Source organism: Ruminococcus flavefaciens 007c, from assembly GCF_000571935.1.
Taxonomy (GTDB): Bacteria; Bacillota; Clostridia; order Oscillospirales; family Ruminococcaceae; genus Ruminococcus; species Ruminococcus flavefaciens_F.
Map to the genome: position 1 here is coordinate 1 of NZ_ATAX01000020.1, position 13559 is coordinate 13559.

Genomic DNA, 13559 nt, shown 5'->3' on the forward strand with positions numbered 1-13559 from the left:
AAGGAAAATACAGCGGAAACATGGCGTGACGGCTTCTATCACACAGGTGATACAGCATGGATGGACGAGGACGGCTACTTCTGGTACGTCGGCCGAGTTGACGATGTTATCAAGTCCTCAGGTTACCGTATCGGCCCCTTTGAGATCGAAAGCGTACTCATGGAGCTCCCCTACGTGCTTGAATGCGCGGTAACAGGCGTTCCGGACGAGATCCGCGGACAGGTAGTAAAGGCTACTATCGTACTCACAAAGGACAAGACAGGCTCCGACGAGCTTGTAAAGGAGATAAAGGACTACGTCAAGGAACGTACCGCACCTTACAAATATCCGAGAGTTATCGAGTTCGTTCCCGAGCTGCCAAAGACTGTCGGAAGCGGAAAAATACGCCGTGCTGCTATCCGTGAAATGGATAACGCAAAGTACAAAAAATAATGAACAAGACTTTCGTAACGAAAATGCCGAATCATATAGGGGCATTTCTAAAGGCAAGCAAATGTTTTGCTTCACTCGGTGTAAATATTACCAGAGTAAGCTATAACAAAGCTGTGGATTCCAATATGCTGTTTATTGATGCAGAGGGAACTCCCCAGCAGCTTGCAAAAGCTTCCGAAGAGCTTTCAGCTATTGGCTACCTCCGGTGCGACGATGATAACCGCAGCGTAATGCTGCTTGAATTCCATCTAAAAGATGAACCCGGAAGTGTTACTTCAATACTTGAGCTTATATGCGCACATAGTTTCAATATTTCATACATAAGCTCTCAGGAAAACGGTACAGAATATCAGCTTTTCAAAATGGGACTTATAGTTGATAATTCAGATAAAATAAATGGTTTCATAGAAGAAGCGAAAAAACTTTGCAGTGTCAGAGTTATCGAATATAATCATGCTGAGAAGATATTTGACAACAGCTTCTTTTACAGTACATTCGTTAATGAGCTTTCGACTGCGATGGAAATATCCTCAGAAGCAAAAAACGAACTTATAGTCAATACAAATCTGGCTATGCAGATACTGGATGAGACTGGCGTATCTCCTTACCGTACTTTTGACAGCATAAGCCGTTTTGCAGAGCTTCTTGCAGCTTCAAGAGGGGTTAATTTCTCACCAAGGATAACTCATCATAATATTACTGATAAAACAACAATAACGCTTATTGAACCTCCCTGTGGAAGCAATACGGCAATTATAAAAAGCAGTGACGAATACATGTTTATTGATACAGGCTATGCCTGCTATAAAGAGGAAATGCTTTCGATTTTCAGAAGCATGATCCCTGAGTTTGACAGCATTGAAAAGAAATGCTTTATAACTCATGCGGACGTTGATCACTGCGGACTGCTGTCGATTTTCGATACTGTATATGCAAGCGCTAAAACAGCGGAGTGTCTCAGGCTTGAAAGTAACAACGAGAACGGATTCCGTGAGATGAATCCACTGCACAAGCCGTATGTACGAATTTGCAAGGTTCTTACTTCATATACTGCAGTGCCGCCTGTAAAACTAAAAGTTGTCGGAGAGGAAAAAGAAATCAGTCAGCTTATAGAACAAACCGGTTTCTTTGATTTCGGAGACCTGCACTTTGAGCTGTATCAAGGCAGAGGAGGTCACCTTAAAGGCGAATCCTTGCTTATAGACTTCGGGCATCATCTTGCCTTTACAGGCGATATTTTTGTGAATATGAAAGATATGACTGCTCAGCAGGCACAATACAACCGATATGCACCAATTCTTATGACGTCTGTAGATACCGACAAGGAGCTTTGCGCTGCCGAGAGAACAGCACTGTTTCAACGTCTCGGCATAGGAACATGGCTGATATTCGGCGGTCATGGCAGCATGAAATCATATACCATCGCTCCAACGGAGATATAGTTATCCAGGAAGAGAAGCTGACGAATTAGCTTTTAGAAATACTTGATGAAGATAGCATGATGAAAAAATATATTTTTATATAATCAAACGCTAAGTTGCCAAATTCGGTTTGTATTAACATTCATTTGCATTTTTTATAAATTATTTTTTCCATTTTTGAGCGTTTCTAACTTGACAAGAGATACAACTTGTGATATAATACAAATCGTAACAAAAAAAGCTGTGACGAAGAATAGTCAGGGCGAAAGCATTTCAGAGAACTGATGGTTGGTGCGAATCAGTAATGCGTGTAACCTGTACTTCTCCCTTCTGAGCTGGAACTCCCAAAGGTTCAAACACCCAGTAGACGGTTCCCGTGAATGCTGCGTTAGTGCATAGAAGTTGATAGACTTCGAAGAGGTGGCGGATTTTTATATCCGCAATTTGAGTGGTACCGCGAGTATTGTATAATACCCGTCTCAAAGCAATCTTACGCTTTGGGACGGGTTTTGTTTTTATCGTTCCGGGCAAAGGAAGGTGAAAATAGCTATCTCTAATTTCATGACATCTATGCTATAAACATAAATTGCGTCGTCAATGAATTATAATACTCGAAAATATGTAAAGGAATGATAAAAATGAAGATCGGTTTTTCTACTCTTTCTTGTCCTGATTGGTCATGGACAGACATTTATTCAATGGCAAAGGATTTTAAATTTGACGGTATCGAGATAAGAGGTCTCGGCAATGAGATATTCTCCGTCAAGGCTCAGCCTTTTACAGAGGCGCAGCTGCCTAATACCATTTCAAAGCTGCAGTCGCTCGGGCTTGAAATACCTTGTCTGTCATCAGGTGCCTGCCTTAAGTTCAAGGATAAATATCAGGAAGCAGAGGACGAGATAAAGGCTTATGCTCAGCTTGCAAGCAAGCTTGGCTCTTCTTACATAAGAATACTCGGTGACCTCGAACCAGCTCCCGGCGGAGAGGTTGATGATGACTATATCGTTGAAGCACTGAAGAAGCTCGTTCCTGTGGCAGAGGAGTACAATGTAACTCTTCTCGTAGAAACAAACGGCGTATATTCCGATACAGCACGTCTTGCAGGAGTGCTTGACCGCGTAAAGAATCGCAAGGTGGCTGCTCTCTGGGATATGCATCATCCCTACCGCTATAATAATGAAGCTCCCGAGACTACCGTTGCGAACCTCGGGGAGTATATAAAGTACATTCAGGTCAAGGACAGTGTTATGCGCGAGGACGGCACTGTTGAGTACCGTATCATGGGTACAGGAGATATTCCCGTAAAGAGAATGATCGAAGCTCTTGATACCATCAACTACAACGGCTACATCTCCCTTGAATGGGTAAAGCGCTGGGCAAGAGACCTCAGCGATGCAGGTATTGTTATACCTCAGTTTGCAGAGTATATGGCTCCTTACAAGAAGTCTCACAAGCATCCTCTCCAGACCAATATGAGAGGGGACGGCCAGTATCCATGGCCAAAGGAGCGCATACTCAACTATACCTTCCCCGATATCCTGGACCGTATATGTGAGCAGTTCCCGAATCAGTACGCTTTCCGCTACACTGAGCTTGATTATACAAGGACCTATCCCGAGTTCCGTGACGATGTTGATACATTCGCACGTTCACTCCTTGCTATGGGAGTAAAGAAGGGCGACCATGTTGCTATCTGGGCAACAAATGTTCCTCAGTGGTACATTACCTTCTGGGCTACTACAAAGATAGGCGCTGTACTCGTTACCATGAATACAGAATACCGTATCCACGAGGCTGAGTATCTGCTCAAGCAGTCAGATACAATGACACTCGTTATGATCGACGGTATCAAGAACATAAATTATGTTGATATAATCAAGGAGCTCTGTCCCGAGCTTGAGACCTGCGAGCCCGGTAAACTCAATTCTGCAAAGCTTCCTTACCTCAAAAACGTTATCACAGTTGACTCCGAGAATAAAGGCTGCTTTACATGGGAACAGGCTATGGAGCTTTCAAAGAACGTGCCATACAGCGAGGTGGAGCGTGTGAGAAAGACCATAGATATCCACGACGTCTGCAATATGCAGTACACTTCCGGAACCACAGGTTTCCCCAAGGGCGTTATGCTCACTCACTATAACGTAGTCAACAACGGTAAGGCTATCGGAGACTGTATGGATCTCTCCACAGCTGACCGTATGATGATACAGGTGCCTATGTTCCACTGCTTCGGCATGGTTCTGGCCATGACTGCTTCCATGACTCATGGTACAACTATGTCACCGATTACACGTTTCTCACCGAGAAAAGGACTTGCCTGCATAAACAAGGAGAAGATAACCTGTTTCCACGGTGTTCCCACAATGTTCATTGCTATGCTGGGACATGAGGACTTTGAGAAGACCGATTTCTCCTACATGAGAACAGGTATCATGGCAGGCTCTCCGTGTCCTATCAAGACAATGGAAGAAGTTGTCGAGAAGATGCATATGAGCGAGATCTGTATAACCTACGGTCAGACCGAGGCTTCTCCCGCAACAACTATGAGCAAGACTACCGACACACTGGAACAGCGTGTAAACACAGTAGGTGGACCGATTTTCGGTGTAGAGTGCCGTATTGTCGATCCAGAGACAAATCAGGAAGTGCCTGATGATGTTGACGGTGAGTTCGTGGCAAGAGGCTATAATATAATGAAGGGCTACTATAAAATGCCCGAGGCTACAGCAGCTGCTATCGACAGTGAAGGCTGGCTCCACACAGGTGACCTTGCAAGGCGCCGTTCTTCTGATGGATATTTCAAGATCACAGGCCGTATCAAGGATATGATAATCCGTGGAGGCGAGAATATCTACCCCAAGGAGATAGAGGACTTCCTTTACACATATCCCAAGGTAAAGGACGTACAGGTCATCGGTGTGCCCGATGAGGACTATGGCGAAGAGATAATGGCTTGTATCGTTCTTCAGGACGGAGAAACAGCGTCTGAACAGGAGATCAAGGATTTCTGCCTTGCAAGAATGGCAAAGCATAAGTGCCCAAAGTATGTTGACTTTGTAGACGGCTTCCCGATGAATGCAGCAGGAAAAATACTTAAATACAAGATGAGAGAGCAGGCAGTAGAAAAGCTGAAGCTTCATAATGCAGACAGTATTGTTACTGCATAAACAATATGCATTAATCTCTTATAATAACAGCAGCTCCCGAAAGGGAGCTGCTTCTTTCATATCGTTATACTGCATTTTAGTCGTGTGTATCTATGTATTTGTAAACCAACAGGTACTTTTATCGTATCATAGAATATTATTAGAAAATCATCTATATATTATCAGGATGCTCATCTGACCAACCTCTCTCAGGCAGACATGACAAGTACGACATATCGTCCTCAGAAATGCTGAAACCAAATATATCAAGGTTATCCTTCATTCTTTCCTTTGATGAAGATTTCGGGATAACAGGAATGCCTCTCTGATTAAGATATCTCAGTAACAACGCTGCATTTGTACAGCCGTATTTTGCAGCTATTTTCGATACATTATCATCATTTATGAGCTTTGCTCTGCCAAGAGGGCTCCATGCCTGCGGAAGTATCCCCTCTTTTTTTAGGTACGAAAGGGCATATTCCTGCATATAGCCCACATGAAGTTCAAGCTGGTCTACCATAGGACGGATCCGTGCAGTTTCCAAAAGAGGTCTGATATGATGCGGCAGGAAATTAGACAGTCCTATCGCTTTTACTCTTCCCTGCTCATATAACTCCTCCATTACAGCCCATGAGCCGCTGACTTTTTCAAACCATTCATCATCATTACCGTCACTCTTAGGCCAGTGTATCAGATACATATCAAGGTGATCGGTTTTCAGCTTACGACAGGACTCCTCAAAAGCTTTCAGCGTTTTTTCTCTGCCAAGATCAGTATGCCATACCTTGCTGCACAGGAATATTTCATCTCTCGGAATACCCGACTTTTCTATAGCTTCACCGATCTGTTCCTCATTTCCGTAGAACTGTGCCGTATCTATATAGCGGTATCCAACATCAATTGCATCCATGATAGTTTGAACTCCGCCTTTTTCTGTAGAAAGATATGAACCATAACCTACTGCTGGAATCGTGACTCCGTTAGTTAAAATAAACTGTTTTTTTGAGTCATTATATCCGACTGCATCAAGTATACTATCGAGGATACGCATATTTTTAACGGAAAACTCCTCTGTGATATATGGTACTGCTTTTCCTTTTATACATTCATTCATCTGCTCCATTTCCATACTGTAATTGGATTCAGCTGAAACAGTTTCAGTTCGCGTAATTCTTTCACCGTTTGTATCCTTAACAGTGACCTCAAATGACAACTCTCCTTCACCGTTATACTCAACATCGGAACGAATATACCCCTTGGAGCCGTGAATAAAAAGCCTGTCGTATCTGTCACAGGAATCTTTGCCAAGTATCATGCCTGCATTGAATGAAGCTCTTGAACCGTCCTCAAAGCCTAACATCACAGAAGCCAAATGATCGACTCCCGTACTGCCGAATTCAGCGTCTGCCTTTACATACTTTACAGGTGAATCTATCAGCGAAAGTATCATAGACGTACAGTAACAGCCTACGTCATATATTCCGCCTCCGCCCTGTTCCTTATGAAGTCTGATATCCTCGTAGTAATTCTGTGTCAGGAACGCAGTGTCAACGTAATCTATCTTTCCTATCTCACCTGATGTGATGATCTCCTTGAGTCTGCATATATATGGACTATGTAAATACGCATAAGCCTCCATAAGTATAACTCCGTTATCCCTTGCAGCTGCAAACATATGGCGAAGCTCGCTTTCATTCATGGCAAGAGGCTTTTCACATAATACGTGCTTATGAGCGTTAAGAGCCTTTATTACCCATTCGCAGTGGATATTATTTGGCAATGGTATGTATACAGCCTCAACTTCGGGATCAGTCAGCAGAGCCTCATATCCCTTATATGCTTTTTTAAATCCGAAACGCTCCTTATAAGTCTGAGCTTTTTCAAGACTTCTGCCTGCTATCGCATACAGCTCACATCCATTTGCCTTTTGCATACCGGGTATCGTACCCCATGACGCAATGCCTGCGGTACCCATAACGCCCCATTTTACGGTTCCTTTTTCGTCAAACATAAATCGTCCTCCATTATATCTGCTCATAAAGCCTTGAAAATCCGTTGATCATGTTCAGTTTATTCATAAAAACTATCCCATTATCAAAGGTAAGTTACTGTTTCGGAGAGGGGCTTTCTGCTTTCATGGTTTGGCAGCGGACCTGCTCCGTCAGCCGCGTAGCCAAGATCAAGCAGCATAAGTACTTCCTCATTCTCAGGCAATCCAAGCAAAGACGCTGCCTTGTCTGGATCAAAAAAGTTGAGCCAGCAGCTGTCAACACCCTCGTTTGCAGCCGCAAGAGTAAGATGTGTTGCAACAATAGCTGCATCCTCTACACCTGAATCGCGCTTGCCGCCGGGGTATGTAAATACCTCGTTCTTATTGAAGGCAACAACAAGCACTGTCGGCGCACCATATCGGCACGGCGTCAGCTCGTCTATCCTTGCGAGGCACTCCTCAGACTGTACCACATATATATGCTGCTCCTGAAGATTCTTGGCTGTTGGCGCAAGACGTCCTGCCTCGAGAATAGCTGTAAGCTTTTCGTTTTCGACCTGTTTATCGCTATATTTCTTGCATGAATAACGATTTTTTACTACTTCGTTGAATTCCATTTTTTTCCTCCGTTTTTACTTAATAAGATACGCTGTGCAGAACCAGCCGCTTCAAATAAACTTAAACTCTCAATAGAATATTACTTATTGAGACAAAGGTAAAATGTTCACATCGCACTCAATATCAAGGTAAAAACTTTCCGGATGCCAAGTACAGTTCATACCAGTCATGGTGAGACAGTTTGACTTTCACAGCTTCACAGGTATCCTTGATATGCTCTGGATTCATAGTTCCGATAATAGCTTGCATTTTTGCTGGATGACGCAATATCCATGCAATAGCAACTGCCGCCTTGGAAACGTTCTCACGCTCTGCAATTTCGGCAAGTGCTTTGTTCAATTCAAGGAAATCAGGGTTATCAATGAACGTGCCTCCGAACATTCCAAATTGCAGCGGTGACCATGCCTGGATCGTGATATCATTCAAACGACAGTAATCAAGTGCAGAGCCGTCACGATTAATGGAAAATTCTGTAGTCTTGTTATTCATGTAAAGAGCCTGATCGATCAGTTGTGACTGTTCCAGAGAAAACTGTACCTGATTGAAAACAAGCGGCTGCTTCACATATTTTTTCAGCAGTTCGATTTGCATGGGCATAAGATTACTGATACCGAAACATCGAACCTTTCCTTCTCTTTCAAGTGTATCAAAAGCCTCTGCGACCTCTTCCGGATCAAATAGCAGATCAGGTCTGTGCAGCAGCAGAGCATCAAGGTACTCGACATTCAATCGACGCAGACTGTCATCGACACTGGAAAGAATATTCTCCTTAGTCCAGTCAAATTCATTTCTGTCAAAGCATAGTCCGCACTTGCTTTGTATAAAAATATCTTCACGTCTGATTCCTGTCAGCGGAAGAGCCTGTGAAAAGCGTTCCTCTGCTTCACCGTTTCCGTAGCAAGTGGCGTGATCAAAAAAGTTTATACCGCATTCATAAGCTGTGCAGATGACATTTGCTGCATCTTCCTTCGATAAAGCAGGCATTCTCATGCATCCCTGGATGATTGCAGATACATTCTGCGGTCCGTTTACAATATTGAGCGTTTTCATTAATAACCTCCTGATTGTAGTTTTTTATTCTGATCTCAGAGCAGCAATGATTTCTTTTGTTAGTTTTTCAACAGAGATACCATGCTGGTCAAGTAGTTCCTCAGCCTTGAATTCAGTATGAAATGCTTTTGAAATACCGTAACATCTTACACGCATATCTGAATCTCCGTAGAAAGCTGCTATGTTTTGACCGTAACCACCCATGAGTTCACCGTCCTCAATAGTTATCACAAAGCGGTGGTCTTTTTTCAGTGAAACAAGCAGTTCTTCGTCAACACCGCTGACAAACCTTGGATTTATGACGGTGATATCATTTCCGGTCTGTTCTTTAACCTTTTCAGCAACCTCAAGCGCCATTGTGAGCAGTCCGCTGACTGCAATCAGTGCAATCTTGCTTCCACTTTGTTCGATCTTGCTTTTCAGAACGGAATAATCCGTATTATCATCAACGCCGGTCGTTCTGAGCGTATTTACCACTCTGATTGCAACAGGATGCTGCTTCTGAGTCGTTGCATACCTGAACATCTGCACAAATTCTTCATTGCTTGAAGGTGCAAGATATATCAGATTCGGGATATGCGCGAACATCTGGATATCGCACAATGCAAGATGTGTATTTGAATCTGAACCGAATACGCCGGGACTCATGATGAGAAATGTTGCAGGACTGTCGTTCAGGCAGACGTCGTGCGACATCTGGTCATATGTACGCTGGAAAAACGGTGCAAATGTTCCAAAGACCGCCGTGCCTCCGTTTTTGGCTATACCGCTTGTCATAGCAACAGCATTTTCTTCTGCAATACCTACATCAATGAACTGCCCGCGCTTAACATATTCCTCACGTACGCCCTGCACAAAGCCAAGTCCCATAGGTGTAGCGGCATTCAGGACTATAGCATTCTTATTGGTGTCAAGCAGTTCTTTCAGACAACTGAATATAACGTTTTCTTCACCCTGATACGGGTACAGCGGAGAGCCGTCCTCGATATTGAACGGGCCGCCTGCGTGCCAGCGTTCTCGGTCTTTTTCTGCATAAGGAAGACCTTTACCCTTGGTGGTATGGATATGGAGCACAATAGGATGATCAATGTTTTTAACACTTTCAAACAGTTCCACGAGCTTAGCAGTGTCATGTCCAGCTTCAAGATAACGATAATCCAATCCCATGGCACGAAACAGATTATCTTCGGCATTGCCGTTTGTTTCACGGAGTTTTTTCAGCGTCTTGTAGAGTCCGCCATGATTTTCTGCGATGCTTTGGTCATTGTCATTTACAATGATAATGAGATTTCTGTCATACTCTCCTGCGTAATCGAGAGCTTCAAGTGCTTCGCCGCCGGACAGGGAGCCATCTCCGATCAGCGCAATTACATTTTCACTTCTTCCGTTCAGATCTCTGCCTTTCGCCAGTCCGAGTGCAAGAGATACAGTTGTAGAGGTGTGTCCGACAATGAACATATCATGCTCGCTTTCATTAGGATTGGTAAATCCTGTCACATCATGAAAATGCGCTTCATCCAGATAAGCTTTCTTTCTTCCGGTAAGTATCTTGTGAGGATAACACTGGTGTGAAACGTCAAATACTATCTTATCCTTAGGCGAATCAAACACATAATGAATAGCGACTGTCAATTCGACCACGCCAAGGTTTGGTCCCTGATGGCCGCCAGCCTTGCTGAGTTTGTTGATGAGTGCTGAACGTGTTTCGTCTGCAAGTGTCTGAAGCTGAGATATCTCCAGCTTTTTTATATCATCAGGTCCGTTTATTTTTTCTAATAACATAATCAATTCCCTTTCGATACCGTTTTTACGTAACTTCATATCGTTTTATAACAACATCCGCAACATACTGCTGTTTCAGTTCACCAAGTTCTTTGAAGTGTGGAGACTGTCCATGTTCCTGTACAGCTTCATCAGATGCCCACAGTTCAATGAGCAGCACTTCATTTTCATTATTCGGACTGAAATAGTAGTCATATTTCTCATTTCCTTCTTCAGCCCTTGATGCTTCTGCAATTCCGCTTTCCAATATTGCACTGTAGAATTCGTCACGCTTTCCGTCTTTCACAAAATAATGCACTTCTACAAACTGTTTCATATTACGTACCCTTTCTTATTTCAAATCATCACGGATAAAATTGGTAGGTACGCCGTATTCTGTTTCGGGAATACCGTATTTCTCTTTTCCGAGCGAAATGGATTTCATAAGGAAACTCATATTATGTGCAAGATTACGCATTGTACGCAGCCCTTCAATATCGAATTCAGCCTCGCCCTGATTTCTGCCGTGAACGCTGTTCCAGTAGGTGCTTGAAGCAACAGGCATACCGCAGATGGTGAAATATTTGTTCAGCTCGTCAAATGTTGCTGAGCATCCTCCACGTCTTGCAACAACAACACTTGCACCGACTTTCATTGTTTTATTAAAATGAGAACTGTAAAACAGTCTGTCAAGAAGTGCGATCAGTGTCGCATTTGCAGATGCAAAATAAACAGGAGACGCCAAAATTAACCCGTCTGCTATTTCAAACTTTGCAGCAATCTCATTTACAGCATCGTCGAATACACAGTGTCCAAGCTCTGAACATTTTCCGCAGGCGATACAACCACGTATATCCTTTCCACCGATCTGACATACCTCAGTTTCGATACCTTCTGATTCAAATGTTTTGACAAGTTCATTTATGGCAATTGCTGTATTGCCGTTTGTTTTTGGACTTCCGTTCAAAATAAGGGCTTTCATATCTATTTCTCCTTTTCATTATAAAAATGTTGAAGCTATTGTCTTTTTAATCTTTTAAATTCTGTGCCATAATCCCTCAAACTTATTTCCGCCATTTGCAAACGGTCCGGGGATAATATCCGCACCACGATGTGCTCCCAAATAGTCAGTTACCTCCGCGTCCTGCATTGGCATCAACATAAATAATCATATTAATATACCTCCTCCTTTTATGAATTTAATGTAATATTTTCAATTATTAATCCGCGTTTATATGTATTTATTCTAACATAAGACTTGATAGAATTCAATAATATTTTTTGAATTTCGTCGAAATACTTTTTATGCAGTATTATAAAAGAATTCTTATTGTAATTATATTATTGATTAACAACGTATTTTGTTATATTATTGAAATTCATTAGCTTGTGTGTTATAATGTTCGTAATCCAAAAATAATATTCGGGAGGTGTTTTTATGTCTAAAAATGTTATGATAACAGGTGCAGGAAAGGCAGTAGGACTTGGTTTTAACTTAGTACTCAGATATCTTGAAGCAGGTGATAAAGTTGTAGCTACCATAAGAAAGCCATGTCCTGAACTGGAAGAACTTAAAAATCACTACGAAGACAGACTGACAATTCTGACAATGGATATAAGCAGCACAGCTTCTGTACAGGCAGCTGCAAATGAATTATCCAAAAAATTTAATTGTCTTGATCTTCTGGTAAATAATGCGGTATCAGTATCTCCAGACTGTGACAAAGGATTTTTCAATGCTAACCTTGACTTTATTACAAGGACTGTGGATATAACTGCTGTTGGTGCTATGCGTGTTATAAAGGCATTCTATCCGCTGCTTAAAAAGAGTGATGTCACAGCACTTATTATGAATATTTCATCAGAAGCCGGCAGTATATCGAAGTGTTACCGCACCAATCTTATTGATTACGGAATGGCAAAAGCCGCTCTAAATATGGCGACAATGAATCTTTATAACACATTTAAAGATGAAAAATCAGTCAATATCTTCTGTGTTCATCCGGGTTGGATTCGTACAGACGGTAAACCTGATAATCCTGCTCCGCTTTCCTCTTATGAAGCAGCAGAAATACTAAGGCTGCTTTTCGAGAAAAAACGTGATGACTTTGAAGGGCACCGATTTATTACTAACCTGAATGAGGATTACCCGTTCTGACAAGAAACGAGGATACACAAATGAATAAAATTAAAAAAGAAACCATTCTGAGACTTGGACTTCTATTTTTAGGCCTGATTATCGCACACCTCGGTGTTACTTTATTTATTCTTGCCAACGAAGGTGCCGATCCTTTCAATGTGTTGATTCAGGGATTACGACTTCTTATCATAAAAACTAAAATTATTGAGCCGACACACGGCACAGTGCATATGTGTGTTTGTTTTCTGATCATTCTGGCACTTTTGTTCATTGACAGAAGCTATATAAAACTTGGTACGATAGTTTGTATGTTCTGTGGTGGACCAATAATTGATATCTTTACATTAATATTAAAAGGCTTCCGAATCGAAAATGCAAGTCTATTCATAAAGATAATAATACTTACCATTGGATGTGCTATTTTAGCATTCGGTATGTCTGTTGTTATTAAGTCGAATGCAGGTACAGGACCTAATGATCTGGTGGCTGTGGTTATCAGTGACAAAAGCAAAAAGAGATTCGGTGTAATAAGAATTGCCGTGGATGTTGTCTTTGTTCTAACAGGATTCATTCTCGGTGGAAAATTCGGAATAGGGACAATTATCTGCGCATTTCTTGTCGGACCTGTTGCTGATTTCTGTATGCCGTTCTCAGAGGCTATTGTAAGATCCTGTGTTAACAAAAGCATGAATCGCTAAAATACCTTTTGCTTTTTAGAATTGCTATTATCTACGCATATACATTTACTATTAAATATAAGAACAGCAGCTCCCTCACGGGAGTTGCTTTTTATTTGGAATCAAATACTATTAGTAAATCTATAAAAGTTGGCTTAAACGTATGCTTTATTTTAATGAAATACAAATTAATATCTATATCAAAAATAACGTATCAAAGTTTTCTATCAAAAATGTTGACTTTTCAAAACTTGTGTGGTATAATGATAATATCAATTATAAGATACGTTATATTTGATATAAAAAATAAATCTATGGATACCG

11 protein-coding genes and 1 other annotated feature are annotated in these 13559 nt (G+C 41.8%); of the genes, 5 read left to right on the forward strand and 6 right to left on the reverse strand.

Features of this window, described 5'->3' with window-relative positions; all coding sequences use genetic code 11:
* The 3 genes from RF007C_RS06190 to RF007C_RS06200 all read left to right on the forward strand — a co-directional run.
* Positions 1–432: AMP-binding enzyme (locus RF007C_RS06190; protein WP_037298299.1), on the forward strand; the 432-nt coding region annotated here is incomplete at its 5' end.
* Positions 432–1874: a Zn-dependent hydrolase gene (locus tag RF007C_RS06195; protein WP_037298302.1), complete on the forward strand. Its 1443-nt coding sequence runs from the start codon at positions 432–434 to the stop codon at positions 1872–1874. The genes RF007C_RS06190 and RF007C_RS06195, both read left to right, overlap by 1 nt.
* 213 nt (positions 1875–2087) lie before the next feature.
* Positions 2088–2338: a binding site (T-box leader), on the forward strand.
* A gap of 153 nt (positions 2339–2491) precedes the next feature.
* Positions 2492–5020: an AMP-binding protein gene (locus tag RF007C_RS06200; protein ID WP_037298303.1), complete on the forward strand. Its 2529-nt coding sequence runs from the start codon at positions 2492–2494 to the stop codon at positions 5018–5020.
* Between the two features lie 151 nt (positions 5021–5171).
* Here RF007C_RS06200 and RF007C_RS18005 read toward each other — a convergent pair whose 3' ends face one another.
* The 6 genes from RF007C_RS18005 to RF007C_RS06235 form a co-directional block, all read right to left on the reverse strand.
* Positions 5172–7010 (reverse strand): aldo/keto reductase, encoded by a 1839-nt coding sequence (locus RF007C_RS18005; RefSeq protein ID WP_242836276.1) that lies wholly within the window; start codon positions 7008–7010, stop codon positions 5172–5174.
* An 83-nt stretch (positions 7011–7093) separates the two neighbouring features.
* Positions 7094–7606: a nitroreductase family protein gene (locus RF007C_RS06215; protein ID WP_019680371.1), complete on the reverse strand. Its 513-nt coding sequence runs from the start codon at positions 7604–7606 to the stop codon at positions 7094–7096.
* Between the two features lie 124 nt (positions 7607–7730).
* Positions 7731–8657 (reverse strand): aldo/keto reductase, encoded by a 927-nt coding sequence (locus RF007C_RS06220; RefSeq protein ID WP_019680372.1) that lies wholly within the window; start codon positions 8655–8657, stop codon positions 7731–7733.
* Positions 8658–8681: 24 nt separating this feature from the next.
* Positions 8682–10439: a 1-deoxy-D-xylulose-5-phosphate synthase gene (locus tag RF007C_RS06225; protein ID WP_037298306.1), complete on the reverse strand. Its 1758-nt coding sequence runs from the start codon at positions 10437–10439 to the stop codon at positions 8682–8684.
* Between the two features lie 25 nt (positions 10440–10464).
* Positions 10465–10755, reverse strand: a complete 291-nt coding sequence (locus RF007C_RS06230; protein WP_019680374.1) for a putative quinol monooxygenase — start codon at positions 10753–10755, stop codon at positions 10465–10467.
* Between the two features lie 15 nt (positions 10756–10770).
* Positions 10771–11400 (reverse strand): flavodoxin family protein, encoded by a 630-nt coding sequence (locus RF007C_RS06235; RefSeq protein WP_019680375.1) that lies wholly within the window; start codon positions 11398–11400, stop codon positions 10771–10773.
* Positions 11401–11856: 456 nt separating this feature from the next.
* On the opposite strand from RF007C_RS06235, the gene RF007C_RS06240 reads away from it, so the two are divergent.
* Positions 11857–12576, forward strand: a complete 720-nt coding sequence (locus RF007C_RS06240; protein ID WP_051456561.1) for an SDR family NAD(P)-dependent oxidoreductase — start codon at positions 11857–11859, stop codon at positions 12574–12576.
* Between the two features lie 20 nt (positions 12577–12596).
* Positions 12597–13256 carry a YczE/YyaS/YitT family protein gene (locus tag RF007C_RS06245; RefSeq protein ID WP_037298308.1) on the forward strand — a complete coding sequence of 220 codons (660 nt, stop codon included), beginning with the start codon at positions 12597–12599 and terminating at the stop codon, positions 13254–13256.
* Positions 13257–13559 lie beyond the last annotated feature (303 nt).